The 13,959-nt window shown below is 63.5% G+C and carries 12 protein-coding genes, 1 tRNA gene and 1 pseudogene; 8 read left to right on the forward strand and 6 right to left on the reverse strand.

Features of this window, described 5'->3' with window-relative positions:
- Positions 1 to 8 precede the first annotated feature (8 nt).
- Positions 9 to 82 (forward strand) — tRNA-Gly (locus LXE91_RS41980).
- 259 nt (positions 83 to 341) lie between these two features.
- On the opposite strand, the gene istB is transcribed toward LXE91_RS41980, so the two are convergent.
- From istB to LXE91_RS42000, 4 genes are all read right to left on the reverse strand, one after another.
- The gene (istB, locus tag LXE91_RS41985) at positions 342 to 1,130 is read right to left on the reverse strand and encodes an IS21-like element ISBmu1 family helper ATPase IstB (protein ID WP_012213993.1); all 789 of its coding nucleotides are present in this window, start codon (positions 1,128 to 1,130) and stop codon (positions 342 to 344) included.
- 4 nt (positions 1,131 to 1,134) lie between these two features.
- Positions 1,135 to 2,646, reverse strand: coding sequence for an IS21 family transposase (gene istA / locus LXE91_RS41990; protein WP_027809980.1), 1,512 nt, complete (start codon positions 2,644 to 2,646; stop codon positions 1,135 to 1,137).
- Between the two features lie 351 nt (positions 2,647 to 2,997).
- Positions 2,998 to 3,192 (reverse strand): hypothetical protein, encoded by a 195-nt coding sequence (locus LXE91_RS41995; protein ID WP_143282279.1) that lies wholly within the window; start codon positions 3,190 to 3,192, stop codon positions 2,998 to 3,000.
- Positions 3,193 to 3,258: 66 nt separating this feature from the next.
- A complete protein-coding gene (locus LXE91_RS42000; protein ID WP_053093696.1) occupies positions 3,259 to 3,465 on the reverse strand; it encodes an antirestriction protein in 207 nt (68 codons plus the stop codon).
- Between the two features lie 129 nt (positions 3,466 to 3,594).
- Here LXE91_RS42000 and LXE91_RS42005 point away from each other — a divergent pair.
- Positions 3,595 to 4,968: pseudogene (locus tag LXE91_RS42005) on the forward strand (phage integrase family protein); the annotation flags it as partial.
- A gap of 684 nt (positions 4,969 to 5,652) precedes the next feature.
- Positions 5,653 to 6,201 (forward strand): DUF305 domain-containing protein, encoded by a 549-nt coding sequence (locus LXE91_RS42010; protein WP_226112406.1) that lies wholly within the window; start codon positions 5,653 to 5,655, stop codon positions 6,199 to 6,201.
- Positions 6,202 to 6,342: 141 nt separating this feature from the next.
- On the opposite strand, the gene LXE91_RS42015 is transcribed toward LXE91_RS42010, so the two are convergent.
- Together LXE91_RS42015 and LXE91_RS42020 are read right to left on the reverse strand one after the other, a co-directional pair.
- The gene (locus LXE91_RS42015) at positions 6,343 to 6,591 is read right to left on the reverse strand and encodes a hypothetical protein (protein WP_146125846.1); all 249 of its coding nucleotides are present in this window, start codon (positions 6,589 to 6,591) and stop codon (positions 6,343 to 6,345) included.
- Complete coding sequence (locus LXE91_RS42020; RefSeq protein WP_080289672.1) at positions 6,549 to 6,878, reverse strand: four-helix bundle copper-binding protein; 330 nt, start codon at positions 6,876 to 6,878, stop codon at positions 6,549 to 6,551. The genes LXE91_RS42015 and LXE91_RS42020 overlap by 43 nt, the downstream gene beginning before the upstream one ends.
- A gap of 171 nt (positions 6,879 to 7,049) precedes the next feature.
- Here LXE91_RS42020 and LXE91_RS42025 point away from each other — a divergent pair, with 171 nt between their 5' ends.
- The 5 genes from LXE91_RS42025 to LXE91_RS42045 all read left to right on the forward strand — a co-directional run bounded on the left by LXE91_RS42025 (position 7,050) and on the right by LXE91_RS42045 (position 13,909).
- Positions 7,050 to 7,418 carry a hypothetical protein gene (locus LXE91_RS42025; RefSeq protein ID WP_027810170.1) on the forward strand — a complete coding sequence of 123 codons (369 nt, stop codon included), beginning with the start codon at positions 7,050 to 7,052 and terminating at the stop codon, positions 7,416 to 7,418.
- 92 nt (positions 7,419 to 7,510) lie between these two features.
- Complete coding sequence (locus tag LXE91_RS42030; RefSeq protein ID WP_027810171.1) at positions 7,511 to 8,803, forward strand: TolC family protein; 1,293 nt, start codon at positions 7,511 to 7,513, stop codon at positions 8,801 to 8,803.
- A gap of 11 nt (positions 8,804 to 8,814) precedes the next feature.
- Positions 8,815 to 10,350, forward strand: coding sequence for an efflux RND transporter periplasmic adaptor subunit (locus tag LXE91_RS42035; RefSeq protein WP_027810172.1), 1,536 nt, complete (start codon positions 8,815 to 8,817; stop codon positions 10,348 to 10,350).
- On the forward strand, positions 10,347 to 13,553 hold the full coding sequence (locus LXE91_RS42040) for an efflux RND transporter permease subunit (RefSeq protein ID WP_027810173.1): 3,207 nt from the start codon (positions 10,347 to 10,349) through the stop codon (positions 13,551 to 13,553). Before LXE91_RS42035 ends, LXE91_RS42040 begins: the two co-directional genes overlap by 4 nt.
- The gene (locus tag LXE91_RS42045; RefSeq protein ID WP_027810174.1) at positions 13,550 to 13,909 is read left to right on the forward strand and encodes a copper-binding protein; all 360 of its coding nucleotides are present in this window, start codon (positions 13,550 to 13,552) and stop codon (positions 13,907 to 13,909) included. The genes LXE91_RS42040 and LXE91_RS42045 overlap by 4 nt, the downstream gene beginning before the upstream one ends.
- Positions 13,910 to 13,959 lie beyond the last annotated feature (50 nt).

Genomic DNA, 13,959 nt, shown 5'->3' on the forward strand with positions numbered 1-13,959 from the left:
CCGCTTCCGCGGGTGTAGCTCAATGGTAGAGCTGAAGCCTTCCAAGCTTACGACGAGGGTTCGATTCCCTTCACCCGCTCCACATTTCCGATTGAAAAAAATGCCCTCAAGCGTCGAGGGCAGGTTTGCAACTTATCCTTCGGTATCCTCGCCGAAAGCTCCGACTAAGCGGAGCACCCAGAACCAGTATTCCCGTGGATCCACGTCGGTGAGGCCGAAATTCGGCCAGTCGCTGCGGGGGTAGGTGGGATGTTGGTGTCGCGGGGCGGCGTAAAGGAGCCGGGGATGGGCGGCGTAATGGCGCCAGCAGAACCGGGGGTAAAACGCGGATTCGAACGGTTTCAAGGTTGCGGTTTTTTGCCGTTTTTGGCAACTGCATTTTGAGGGGGATCTGGCATCGGTTTCGGGGTGCGGTAACTGTCGCCCTCGAGGACGAGCCGGTAGGCGCCGTGGCGTAGTCGGTCGAGTGTGGCGGTGCCGAGGATGCGGTTGTCGGGGAACGCGGCGCCCCATTCACCGAAGTCGAGATTCGACGTCAGGATGGTCGCCGCGTGCTCGTAGCGGGCCGCGACGAGATCGTGGAAGTCCTCGTCCTGCGGGGTACGTAGCGGTTTGAGCGCGAAGTCATCGACGATCAGCAGCGGCACCCGGGCGTACTGCTGGAACTTGCGGTCATAGGCGCCGGTGGCGCGCGCGGCGTTCAATCGCTTGAGCAGCTCGGTCTGCGAGATGAACAGCACATCGCGGCCTTGGCGGGCGGCGCAGTGGCCCAGCGCCTGGGCCAAGTGGCTTTTGCCGGTGCCGGTTGGACCGGCGATCAGGATCGCGACCTTCTCGTCGAGATACCGGCCTGTCGCGAGATCATGAACGTGTGAGCGGTTCAACGTAGGCAGCCGGTCGAAGTCGAACGTCTCGAGCGTCTTGCCCATCGCGAAGCCGGCGCGCAGCAGACGGGTGCCGAGCTTCTTGTGTTCGCGACGGGCAACCTCGTCGTGCAGCAGCATGGCAAGGAACTCGGTATAGGCGAGCTGCCCGTCGATCGCCTGACGGTTGCGCTGCTCAAGCGAGTCGAGGATGCCGGACAGGCGCAGCTGTTTGAGGATGGAATTCAATTCGGGACTCGGGTTCATGGTGTCAGTGGATCAGCAGGGATTGGAGATCACGGCCGAAGCGGCCGCCGTTCTGGTAAGCGCCAGTCGGGGCCGACGCGGGACGCGGCACCGGTTCGCTGTCCAGGCCTTTGTCGAGGATGCCCTTGATGGTGCTGTACTTCGCGCTGCTGAACGCGAGCGCACGCTCGCAGGCTGCTTCCAGCCTCTGATCGCCGACTTTCTGTCGCAGCCGGATGATCCCCTGCGCGCCGCGCAGGTTGACGAGCACCTTGTCGTTGAACAGCGCGAGGATCACGCCGTGGCACGACGGCCCGATCTCCTTCGCGCGCGCCAGACACCACTGCGGATCGTGCTCGAGCCAGGCCTGCGCTTCGGGCGGCTGGTGATCTCGCACCGTGTGGCGACCGCCGGCCCGCTGCCGCGGATGGGTTGCGACGAGTTCATGCCGATGGAACAGCTGGATGACCGTATCGGTCGCCTTCAGCCAGAGCGACTTGCCGACGAGCGTGAACGGTGCAGAGTACAGCGCGTGCTTGTAGACGACGTGGCCGTCGCGATGGACCGCCACCTCCTTCCAGACCGACAGTACCGGCGGCACGTCCGGCAATGCAGCGAGCAACGGGCGCTCGACGCCGAAGCGCGTCAGCGGCCGTTCGTGGACGGTGCCGTGGATACGAGTGCCGGCCTGCTGCATCACCCATTCGCGCAGTTGCCGGTTGGCGTCGGCCAGATCCCGGAACTCGCGCAGCGGCACGAAGGACTTCTTGACGTATTTGACGCCCGATTCGACGACGCCCTTCTTCTGGGGATCGTGCGGCGGACAGGCGTCGATCCGGAATCCATATCCCTCGGCAAGCGCGGCGTACGAGCGTTGCACCGCCGGCTCGTATCGACACGCCCGGATGATCGCGCACTTCGCGTTATCGATGATGACCCGGTCGGGACAGCCGCCGAACCATTCGAAGGCGCGCCGGTGGCTGGCGAGCCACGTCTCGACGGTCTGGTCCAGCACGATCTCGGCATACTGGTGGCGCGACCAGCACAACGTCATCACGAAGATCCACGTCCGGACCGCAATGCCCTCGACCGTCAGCACGGGTCCCGCGCCGAAGTCGACCTGCGCGGCGTCGGCCGGTGCGAAGTCGAGGATCGTTGTGGTGGCCACGCTGCGCTCGGCAGCCAGATGGCGCAGCATGCGCTTCACGGCACAATAGCTGCCGGCGTAGCCATGATTGCGTTGAAGGGCGGCATGGATCGTGGTGCCCTGAACGCCGGCGGCAAGCCATTCGCGGACCTGTTCGCGATATGGCTCAACCGTCGACACACAGGTGTGCGGCAGGTGCGGCGTGCGCCCGAAGACACCCGCGATCGTAGCGTCGTCCGGCAGCGGCTGCACCGGATCCAGCCAACTACGCGCTTCAGCCTCGCGGCGCACGGTCGTCAGCTTCTTGCGCCCCATCAAACCGCCGCGCGCGATGTCGCGGTCAGAATCGCCTTGCCGCATGCGGACAAGGACTTGGCGGTATTCAAACAATTCGAACCTCCTGTTGGCCATGGACGCTCCGTTCAAAAAGAACGGAGCGTACCGACTCGGAAAGTTCGAACCGCGTTCTCGCCCTGATGCTGCTGGCGCCTATGCGCCGCCCCTAACGTGGCGCCATTACGCCGCCCTTGGACTGGCGCCTATGTGCCGCCCCTCAAGTGGCGCCCTTATGCCGACCCCGCATTGGCTCCATAGCGCCGCCCCGTGACAGTTGGCCCAGTGTGTCGCCTGCAGCATGGCGCTGGACCAGCTTCTGGATCTCGCCATCGAGTGTGTCACGCACACGCTTCGCAATATCGAGCAGCCACTTTTCCTGCTTTTCTGACAAGGGTAGGTAGCTGTTCATTCTCGACTGGCAGTTACGAACGAGACTTCGTTCGTCCTGTTGGAGAACTGATAGTCCAACGCCTCAATGCAGATGTTCAGTTCGCGACGCAAAGCCCTTTCGTGTGCTTCGGCTTTAGCTTCCTGCTCTTCGCGTTCCTTACGACATTTCTCCCGGCGCTCAGGGTCGTTCAATTGTTTGAAGTCCAGCATCATATGCCTCCGTGAGAAGACGAGAAAGCCCGGGCATAACGATGCCCGGGCGCAGTGACGACAACATCAATCGATTGCCGCCGAGATCTCGGCCGACTCGGGGCGCTGCGATGCATAGTCCAGCAGCCGATGATAGCGATCCACGAACCGATCGTCGCCGGTGACTTCGGCAATGTGACAGAGCACGAGCAACGTGACGACGATCCCGAACGCGTCGGCACCCGTCTCGCCCTCGTCGCCGTTGAGCGGCCACTGAACTTGGAACCGGCGCACGTGATCGGGGCAAGGTAGCACCCGCCATTGTCGAGCTCGAAGAATTGCCAGAGGCCGCCCGTATAGCTTTCGGACAGACGACTCGCGTAGTTGAAGATCATGCTTTCTGCGTTGAGATACTCGGTGGCGAACCGCCGCGGCGGGCAGTGGTGGCGATCGGTACCGCGCATCGGCGTCGGCCGCGCCCGCGTGCTGGTCGCCTGGTTGCGGCGCCACGCGTCGTCGATCGGCGCAGCCGTCGAGGCCGACGTCGACGCCGGCGACGCGCTCGCGCCGACGTCGGCGGGCGTCACCGCCGGCGCCGGGCAGCTGGCCCCGCTCGAGCGCCCGGCGCTGCCCGTCGAGCTGTCCGGCGCGCACGGGGCGAACCGCGCGCCCGTGTTCGCGTATCTCGGCGCGGCGCACGATCTCGATGCGGTGCGGGCCTATCTGCATCGCTACGACGACCGGCCCGCGACGCAGCGGGTCTACAGGAAGGAGCTCGAGCGCCTCGTGCTGTGGTGCGTGGCGGAACGCGGCGTCGCGCTGTCGTCGATGCGGGTTGAGGATTGCGAGGCCTACAAGGCGTTTCTCGCCGCGCCGGGCGAACGCTTCACGGGGCCGCCAGTCGCGCGCACGAGCAGCCAGTGGCGGCCGTTCGCGCCGGGTGGCCTGTCACCGGAAAGCCAGCGCTACGCGGTGCGCGCGATTCGCGCGGCATTCACGTGGCTCGTCGCGGTGCGGTATCTGGCCGGCAACCCTTGGGCGGCCGTCTCCGATCCCAGCGTCGTCAGGCGGGTGCGCAAGCTGCAGGTCGAGCGAGCACTACCGCTTGACCTCTGGACGCGCGTACGCGAGACGCTGGCCGAACGCAGCGAGCTGCAGGGGCCGAGCGGGCCGCGCTGGCGGACAGCACGTGCGCTGTTGCTGCTGATGGGGGATGGTGGCCTGCGGATCGCTGAGGCGGCCGCGGCGAGGCGTGCGGCGCTTGTCTGGATGCCGGCGGACGACGACACGCCGGCCAGCTGGTTGCTCGAGGTGATCGGCAAGGGCAACAAGCAACGCTTCGTGCCGATCAGCGACGAGTGCGTCGACGCGCTGCGCGCGCACTGGCGCGATCGCGGCCAGGATCTCGACGCGGCGGCCGCAGCGAAGCCGCCCGGGTTGCCGCTGGTGGCGCCGTTGGTCATCCCGCCGACGCCGCGAGCCCGCGAGAAATTCGGCGAGCCCGTCGACACTGACGAAGCAGTAGCCGGCGCCGCAGCGCGGGGCGGCTATTCGGTGCGCGGCGCGCGCGGACTCACGCAATGGGCGATCGCGCAGCTGCTCGCGGTGATGTCGGATCTCACTGAGTCCGAACGGCGCAAGCTGGCCAGTACGTCGATCTACGTGTCGCCGGAAGAGGCACGGATGCGGCGCGAGGCGGCGAAGTACCACGCCCGGCTGACGAGAAAAACCTCTGCTAGAGAGAACGATCAACTGGTGGGTTGGGGGATGCGCCGCCCAAACCCTAGCACAAAATAAAATTGTCGCCGTTTGCGAAGTAAAAAAATTTCACTTCGACGCCCGGGCCGCAATGAATGCAATTTTCATGAGACTTATTCGCCCGTTCGTTCAGATCATCGGTAACGTTTGCGTTTGCGGTGCTGCCGACGACGCGGACAGGTGGCGTTGGTAATAAATAAATCCACGACGAGCGAAACGGCTTGCGACAACTCGCAGTTATCCGAGCCCGTTTGATGACGCACACATGACGTTTACTTCATCTTAATGTCATTATTTGCGGGCCCGTAGCCGGTCCGTGGGCCACATCATGCGCTGGCAAATGACGCGACATGTTGTGCACAACTTAGAGAGTTAAGATTTTCGGTGCTCAGCATTTCCATCGGTATCCTCGGGCATATGTACTGCTCGGTATCGGCGGGCCATTATCACTGATACTAGCGAATCGTGCCCTGCGACTTCCGGTGATGGCCCTACTTCGACGGAGGCGATATGGAAAGCATTGCAAACTTGAAGGGTGAGCGACCGCGAGCGCGCTTGACGAGCCTTAGGAGAATTGTGCGACTCCCGCTACTGGGTCTGATGGTGGGAACATTCTTGGGCCCTACTATGGCGTTCGCGAGCGCGCCCGGTCGTGGAATTACAGCGGAATTTGAAGTCGCGCTAATGGAGCAGGTAATAGATCATCATTATTCTGCACTCAGAATGACCGAGCTCGCCGCAGGCACGGATACTCGGCGGAGTACCGAACTGTCTGCATATGAAGGGACATCGCCGACGCCGTCCTATCCGGCGACAAACGCGAAGGCCTCAATGGTAGAGATTAGGTCTAGTGCGCGGATGGAAAACCGTGGTCAGCGCGAACAGATCATTCAGCTTCAAAAGTTTCTGCGTGTCTGGTACGGAGTCAACTACCAGCCGAAGGTCCGTTCAGAACAACAAGCAGCAATTGCAATACTTGAGCATGCGCAACCAGGCAGAGCATTTGACCACGCGTACCTCGAGATATTCGCCCGGCACCATTATGAGCTTTTTGAACCGCTGAATGCTTGCATGACCGGTGTTGACCGGCGTCATGATGCTCTGATTCGGCTGTGTTCCGAAATGTGGCATGCACAGACATCGGCGGTCGACGAGATGCGTGAACTGCTGGAGCAGGATTTTGGGGTTGTCGATTATCAGCCGTTCAGCGATGCCCGACCGCTTCAGACCGAGCATGCGAGTCCTCGGGGACAACACAGTGGGGGCGACTGATCCGCCGGGTGGATAGACAATTTCCGTCTGAACTGCCCGAAGATGCCGCCGCACGCCGCATTATCGGGAGCGCAACGTGTGCGTGGGATCGAACGAATGAGCATGGCACCGCACATCCGTAATTGCGATCCGGGGTCAGCATTAGTGCGTACCGGAACCGGAGAGAACCACGCGATGTTCCTCGCCGATGGCCACCGTCCAATGGCCATTTATGCCCGACGTTGATACCGGTGATGAAACGATAAAAAGTACGCGATGGCGCGGGAGCAAAGGACAGCAGACGATCAATTTACCGACGGCTTTCGCGCCGACGCGGAAGCCGTCGTCCTTCATTTTGTGGTCCGAGTCTATTGTGCCATCGAGCGGCACTCTTGGGTACATCTTCGACATGCGAGTGCGCATTCCTTGCAATGTTCGTGAGGGTGCTTCTCGCACTCGGCCGCGCAAGCTTCGCAGATATTTGCACAGCTCGAACATAGCGCCTTTGTTTGCCCGCTTCCGCGCGCCATCGCGCCCGACGCGAGTCGGCAGAAGGCCGCGCAATCGAGGTCTAGTTTGATGCAATCCGCGAGTTGCGCAACTTCACTCTCATTGAGGCATGCAGTTGCACAGTGATAGCATGCGGCTGCGCAATCATCGCAGGCGGAGATGCCGGACTGATACTGTTGGTGTGCCATTTGATTCTCCTTGACTGGGCTGCCCGGATCGGGCCGGGCGCATCGCGCAAGCGCCGTACCCAAATCCAAGACGAACGCGTGACCGTGCACGTGTTGACTGCATGTTTAAGGGCGGAAACATAAGTACAATTCCGATGCAAGCGCCGGTACGGGCGGACTATAATGCGCGTTATGAAATTGCTCCGGACCTTCATCCTCTTGCTGCTTTGCGCGATGCTGCCCATTAGCGGGCTGGCAGCGAGTGGCTTGACGGGCGACTGTCCGATGCAGCAAACCATGTCCATGAACACGGACTCGAGCATGTCAGCCGATATGCCCGGCTGCGACTTGATGAAGTCGGCATCCGCCGGCCACGCCAAAATGAAGGGCGTCTTCTGTAAAGTGACCGCCCAGTGCCAGTTCGGCAGCCTTTACCACCCAACGGTGCAGGTCAGTGTCAGTCGGCCGGCTGCGCTCGTCAGCCCGGTCATTTTCCACTACGCCGACTCCCTCCCGAGCCGTGACCCGAACGGGTTGTGGCGACCTCCGCGTCTCGTCTGATCCCACGCTGACAGGTTCACCGCGTATGCGGTGAGGTTCGTCCTTTGCCAGGACGTGGAATCCCTATGGGATTCCGTCGTTGGGGTTAGAACATGCCATTCATTTTCGGCACGCCGCGGGGTCGGCGAGCTTCGATGCGCGCGCATTCTCTTGTTGCCGCGCTACTGCTTGCGGGCGTCGTTCACGCCGAGCAAGCACCTTTCACGCTCGACGCCGCGCTGCAATCGGCGACCGACCATTCCGCATCGATGCAGGCGGCGCAGGCGTCCGTTCGCGCCAGCTCCGAGGCGGCCGTCAAGGCCGGCCAGTTGCCCGACCCGATGCTCTCGGCCGGTGTCGACAACTTGCCGATCAATGGCGCGCAGCGCTTCACGATCGGCCAGGACTTCATGACGATGCGCCGCATTGGCATCCAGCAGGAGTGGGTGTCGGGCAAGAAGCGGCAACTGCGTTCAGCGCTGGCCGATGAAATGGTCGGTCGCGAGCGAGCCGGTTATCTGATGCAACTCGCGACGGTCCGTCAGCAAACCGCGACGGCGTGGCTGAACGCCGTCTACGCCAAGCAGGCGGTCGCGCTTCAACAGGCTTTGCTTGACCACATGACGCACGAACTGGCAGCCACGAAAGCGTCCTACCGTGGAGCGAAGGCGAGCGCTGCCGACGTCGTTCAGGCGCAAGCGATGCTGGCGCAAACCCAGGATCAGGTTCTCAAGGCGCAGCAGACCTACCAGACGGCGCTGATCGGCCTGTCGCGCTGGACTGCCGTACCGGTGTCAGACGTGACGGGGGAGCCGCCGGCGCCCGAATCGTTCGTCTCCGCGCTGCCGCCGGACGAACTGCGCATTGCGCACCCGACACTCGTGGCGGCATCCGACGACGTGGCGGTGGCCGAGGCGGATACCGCGGTGGCCAGCAGCGAGCGCAGCCCGAACTGGACGTGGCAAATCGCCTATCAGCAACGTGGCGGGGCCTATTCGAACATGGTGTCGATCGGGGTCACGATTCCGCTGCCGCTCAATCGGAAGAATCTTCAGGACCGTGATCTCGCGCAGAAGACCGAACTTGCGACGAAGGCGCGGCTGACCTACGAGGACACGCTGCGCCAGGTGCAGGCGGACATCCGCACGCAGTCCGCGACGCTGGCAAGCGGGCGCGAGCGCATCGCCAACCTGAGCCAGTCGCTGCTGCCGGCCGCCGATCAGCGCGTGCAGCTTGCCAACGCGGCTTATCGCGCCGGAAGCGGCTCGCTCGCGGATACGTTCGCGGCCCGACGCGCCCAACTGGAAGCGCAACTGCAAGTGCTCGACCTCAAGCGCGAGGTATCGCAAACCTGGGCACAACTCGAATATCAGGTCGTGCCATCGACGATGGCCGCCGCACAGTGAAGGAGAACAACATGACGAAGACCACGCTCGTGCGCGCAGTGTTGATGCTGTTTGCCGGGGCGGCCCTGCTCGGCGCCGGCTACTTTGCGGGTACTCGACACGCAGGCGACGGCTTTCCGACCAGCGCTGCCGCGCCATCGATGTCCGCGGCGGGCGACAAGATCGACCCGAAAACCGGCCGAAAAGTACTGTACTGGCACGATCCGATGGTGCCGAACCAGCACTTCGACAAGCCGGGCAAATCGCCCTTCATGAACATGCAGCTCGAACCCGTCTTCGCGGACGAAGGTGGCGGATCGAGCGGCATCAAGATTGACCCGGGCTTGCAGCAGAATCTCGGCATACGCTACGCGACCGTCCGTCGCCAGGATACGGCCGGTGGCTTCGATGCGGTTGGCACGACGCAGTTTGACGAGTCGAGAGCGGACGTCATTCAGTCGCGTGTCACCGGCTACATCGATCACCTGTATGCCAGCGCGCCGATGCAACGCGTCGCGAAGGGCGCGCCGATCGCGTCGCTATTCGTGCCGGATTGGCTCGCGCCGCAGGAGGAATATCTCGCTCTCAAGCGCGGCGGGATGGATCATAGTCTGCTCGATGCATCACGTGCGCGCATGCGCGCGCTGTCGATTCCCGACGGCATGATCGCGGCGCTCGACCGTACCGGCAAGGCGCAAACGCACCTCACGCTGGCATCGCCGGAAGCGGGTGTCGTCAGCGAACTGAACGTGCGCGACGGTGCGATGGTCGCGCCGGGGCAGACGCTCGCGAAGATTTCGGGCCTCTCGAAGCTCTGGCTGATCGTCGAGATTCCGGAAGCGCTCGCGCTCGATGCGCGTCCGGGCATGACCGTCGACGCGACGTTCTCGGGCGATCCGACGCAGCATTTCACCGGGCGTATCCGCGAGATCCTGCCGGGCATCACCACCAGTAGCCGCACGCTTCAGGCGCGCCTTGAAATCGACAACAGTGCGCTCAAGCTGACGCCCGGCATGCTGATGCGCGTGCGCGTCGGCGGCCAGAAGGCCGTGTCGCGGTTGCTCGTGCCGTCCGAAGCGGTCATCACGACCGGCAAGCGTTCGATCGTCATCGTCAAAAACAGCGACGGCCGTCTGCAGCCCGCGTCGGTGACGGTCGGCAACGACGTCGGCAACGAAACCGAAGTGCTGAGCGGCCTGAACGACGGCGACACCGTCGTCGCGTCCGGTCAGTTCCTGATCGATTCGGAAGCCAGCCTGAAGTCCGTGCTGCCGCGGCTGGAGGGCGGGAAGGGTGCCGGTGCGGCGACAGCGGCGTCCGCGCCGGCAGCCGCTTCACCAACCTACGAGACCACCGGCAGGGTCGAAAAGGTGACTGCGGCCGACATGACGTTCTCGCATCAGCCGGTTCCCGCGCTTGGTTGGGGCGCGATGACGATGACGTTCAACAAGCCGGCGTCGAACGCCTTTCCGGACGTGAAGGTTGGCCAGGCCGTGCACTTCGCCTTCAAGCAGACGGATGACGGCTACCAACTGACGAAGGTTGAGCCGGCCGGAGGCGTCCAATGATCGCGCATCTCATACGGTGGTCCATTCGCAACCGGTTCATGGTGCTGCTCGTGACCATCCTCGTCGCGGCGTGGGGTGTCTACTCGCTCAAGGAGACGCCGCTCGATGCGCTGCCCGACCTGTCGGACACGCAGGTCATCATCAAGGCGTCGTATCCAGGCAAGGCACCGCAGGTGATCGAGGATCAGGTGACCTATCCGTTGACGACCACGCTGCTCGGCGTGCCCGGCGCCAAGACCATCCGCGCGTATTCGTCATTCGGGGATGCGTTCGTCTACGTGCTGTTCGATGACAAGACCGATCAGTATTGGGCGCGCTCGCGCGTGCTGGAATACTTAAATCAGGTGCAAAGCCGCCTTCCGCAGGGTGCGACGGTGTCGCTCGGCCCAGATGCGACCGGTGTCGGTTGGGTGTACGAGTACGCGCTCGTCGACAAGACCGGACAGCACGATCTCGGGCAACTGCGCGCGCTGAACGACTGGTTCCTGAAGTTCGAGCTGAAGGCCGTGCCGGACGTGTCTGAGGTCGCCAGCATCGGCGGGATGGTGCGCCAGTACCAGGTCGTGCTCGATCCGGACAAGCTGCGCGCGTACGGCATCACGCAGTCGATGGTGGCCGACGCGCTCGGCAAGGCCAATCAGGCGTCGGGCGGCTCGGTCGTCGAACTCGCCGAGTCGGAATACATGGTGCGCTCGTCCGGCTATCTGCGCTCGCTCGACGACTTCCGCCACGTCGTGCTGCGCACGAACGAAGCGGGTACCCCGGTACTGCTCGGCGACGTCGCGCGCATCCAGATCGGCCCGGAGATGCGCCGCGGCATCGCCGAATTGAACGGCGAGGGCGAGGTCGCGGGCGGGGTCATCGTGATGCGCTCCGGCAAGAACGCCCTGACGACCATCGACGCGGTCAAAGCGAAGCTCGCCGAGCTGAAGCGCTCGCTGCCGCCCGGCGTCGAAGTCGTCACGACGTACGACCGCTCGCAACTCATCGAACGCGCGGTGGACAACCTGAAGGACAAGCTGATCGAGGAATTCATCGTCGTCGGGTTGGTATGCGCAGTGTTCCTGTTCCACCTGCGCAGCGCATTCGTCGCAATCCTGTCGCTGCCGCTCGGTGTGTTGGCCGCATTCATCGTGATGCGCTACCAAGGCGTGAACGCGAACCTGATGTCGCTGGGCGGTATCGCGATCGCGATCGGCGCGATGATCGACGCGGCGATCGTGATGATCGAGAACGCGCACAAGCATCTTGAGGCCTACGAACATGCCCATCCTCGCGTGCCGATAAACGCAGCGCAGCGCTGGGAACTGATTGCCGCGTCCGCGGCGGAAGTCGGGCCGGCGCTGTTCTTCTCGCTGCTGATCATCACGCTGTCGTTCATCCCGGTCTTCTCGCTCGAAGGGCAGGAGGGCAAGCTGTTCTCGCCGCTGGCGTTCACGAAGACCTATACGATTGCGGCCGCAGCCGGGCTGTCGGTCACGCTGGTGCCGGTGCTCATGGGCTACCTGATCCGCGGCCGCATTCCGCATGAGAACGCGAACCCGATCAACCGCGTGCTGATCCGGCTGTACCGGCCACTGCTCGAAGCGACTCTGCGTCGCCCATGGTTGACGATCGGTTTTGCCGTCGTCGCACTGGCCCTGACGGCGATTCCGGTGTCGCGACTAGGGGGCGAGTTCCTGCCGCCGCTCGATGAGGGCGACTTGCTGTACATGCCGACCGCGCTGCCGGGCATTTCGGCTCAAAAGGCGTCCGAACTACTGCAGCAGACCGACCGGCTCATCAAGACAGTGCCGGAGGTCGCGACCGTGTTCGGTAAGTCCGGCCGCGCCGACACGGCCACGGACCCGGCGCCGCTCGAGATGTTCGAGACGACGATCCAGTTCAAGCCTCGCAGTCAATGGCGGCCCGGCATGACACCCGAGAAGCTGGTCGACGAGCTGGACCGGACCGTCAAGGTGCCGGGCCTGTCGAACGTATGGGTGCCGCCGATCCGCAACCGGCTCGACATGCTGTCCACCGGCATCAAGACACCCGTCGGGGTCAAGATTTCCGGACCTGACCTGACGCAGATCGACACGATCGCGACGCAGGTCGAAGCTGCGGTGAAGCACGTGCCGGGCGTGACGTCCGCGCTGGCGGAGCGTCTGAACGGTGGACGGTACATCGACGTCGACATCGATCGGCTTGCGGCCGCGCGATACGGCCTATCCGTCATGGACATCCAGTCCGTCGTGTCGTCGGCTGTGGGGGGAGAGAACGTTGGCGAGGTAATTGCCGGGCGCGAACGCTTCCCGATCAATATCCGTTATCCGCGCGAAGTCCGCGATTCGCTCGAGAAGCTGCGGCAGTTGCCGATCGTCACGGATCGGGGCGCGCAAATCCAGCTCGGCGACGTCGCGCATGTCACGATCGCCGACGGGCCGCCGATGATCCGCAGCGAGAACGCACGGCTGTCCGGCTATGTGTACGTCGACATCCGCAATACGGACCTCGAATCGGCCGTGCAGGCGATGCAGAAGGCCGTCGCGCAGCAGGTGAAGCTGCCGCCCGGCTATTCGATCGCATGGTCCGGACAGTTCGAGTACCTGGAGCGGGCGGCGGCGAAGTTGCGCACCGTCATTCCGGTCACGCTCGTCGTGATCTTCGTGCTGCTGTTCCTGACGTTCAATTCGGCGGCCGACGCATTGCTGCTGATGTCGACCGTGCCGTTCGCACTGGTGGGCGGCCTCTGGTTCATCTGGGGCCTGGGCCACGCGGTGTCGGTCGCCACCTCGGTCGGCTTCATCGCGCTGGCGGGCGTCGCGGCAGAGTTCGGCGTCGTGATGCTGCTGTACCTGAAGGGTGCGTTGAACGGTCGGCTCGAAGCCGGCGCGCCATTCACGGAGGCCGTGCTGGCCGACGCGATTCGTGAAGGGGCGGTGCTGCGCGTACGACCCAAGGCGATGACTGTTGCCGTCGTGCTGTCCGGCCTTGTGCCGATCATGATCGGGCACGGCGCCGGTTCTGAAGTCATGCAGCGTATCGCTGCGCCGATGGTGGGCGGTATGGTCACCGCGCCGCTGCTGTCGATGTTCGTCATTCCGGCAGCCTGGTTCCTGTTGCAGCGTCGTCGTGCGCGCAAGGTGGACCAGGCGGGAATTCACCAAGCAGTTCCTTCCGGCACGAAGGTGCCTTCAATCCAATCTGGAGAAGCTCAATGAAGAAATTTGTCATTACTGCCGCTGCAGTTTGTGCAATGGGCGCGTTCGCATCGTCGGCATTCGCCGGCGACGACATGTCCGGCAAGGGGATGTCGATGAAACCGTCCGCATCGAAGAAAGCCTCGGAGTCGGCACTGACCGATGCGGAGGTGATGAAGGTCGATGCCGCAACCGGCATGGTCACGCTCAAGCATGGCGAATTCGCCAATATCGGCATGGCCGCGATGACGATGGCGTACAAGGCCAAGGACGCCGCGATGGTCAAGCAGGCTCACCAGGGTGACAAGGTCAAGGTGCGCGTCGAGGATGTCGGCGGCACCCTGACCATCGTGAAAATGGTGAAGCAATCGTCTTGATGGGGTAAAGCCGTGCCTGCGGGCCGGCCATCGATGGCCGGTCCCGCATG

This window comes from Burkholderia contaminans, assembly GCF_029633825.1.
GTDB lineage: Bacteria > Pseudomonadota > Gammaproteobacteria > Burkholderiales > Burkholderiaceae > Burkholderia > Burkholderia contaminans.

Bases quoted from the DNA above. Each gene is read 5' to 3' on its own strand.
- istB (WP_012213993.1), bottom strand. From the start codon at position 1,130: ATGAACCCGAGTCCCGAATTGAATTCCATCCTCAAACAGCTGCGCCTG.
- LXE91_RS41995 (WP_143282279.1), bottom strand. From the start codon at position 3,192: ATGCTGGACTTCAAACAATTGAACGACCCTGAGCGCCGGGAGAAATGT.
- LXE91_RS42010 (WP_226112406.1), top strand. From the start codon at position 5,653: ATGACCGAGCTCGCCGCAGGCACGGATACTCGGCGGAGTACCGAACTG.
- LXE91_RS42015 (WP_146125846.1), bottom strand. From the start codon at position 6,591: ATGTCGAAGATGTACCCAAGAGTGCCGCTCGATGGCACAATAGACTCG.
- LXE91_RS42020 (WP_080289672.1), bottom strand. From the start codon at position 6,878: ATGGCACACCAACAGTATCAGTCCGGCATCTCCGCCTGCGATGATTGC.
- LXE91_RS42025 (WP_027810170.1), top strand. From the start codon at position 7,050: ATGAAATTGCTCCGGACCTTCATCCTCTTGCTGCTTTGCGCGATGCTG.
- LXE91_RS42030 (WP_027810171.1), top strand. From the start codon at position 7,511: ATGCCATTCATTTTCGGCACGCCGCGGGGTCGGCGAGCTTCGATGCGC.
- LXE91_RS42035 (WP_027810172.1), top strand. From the start codon at position 8,815: ATGACGAAGACCACGCTCGTGCGCGCAGTGTTGATGCTGTTTGCCGGG.
- LXE91_RS42040 (WP_027810173.1), top strand. From the start codon at position 10,347: ATGATCGCGCATCTCATACGGTGGTCCATTCGCAACCGGTTCATGGTG.
- LXE91_RS42045 (WP_027810174.1), top strand. From the start codon at position 13,550: ATGAAGAAATTTGTCATTACTGCCGCTGCAGTTTGTGCAATGGGCGCG.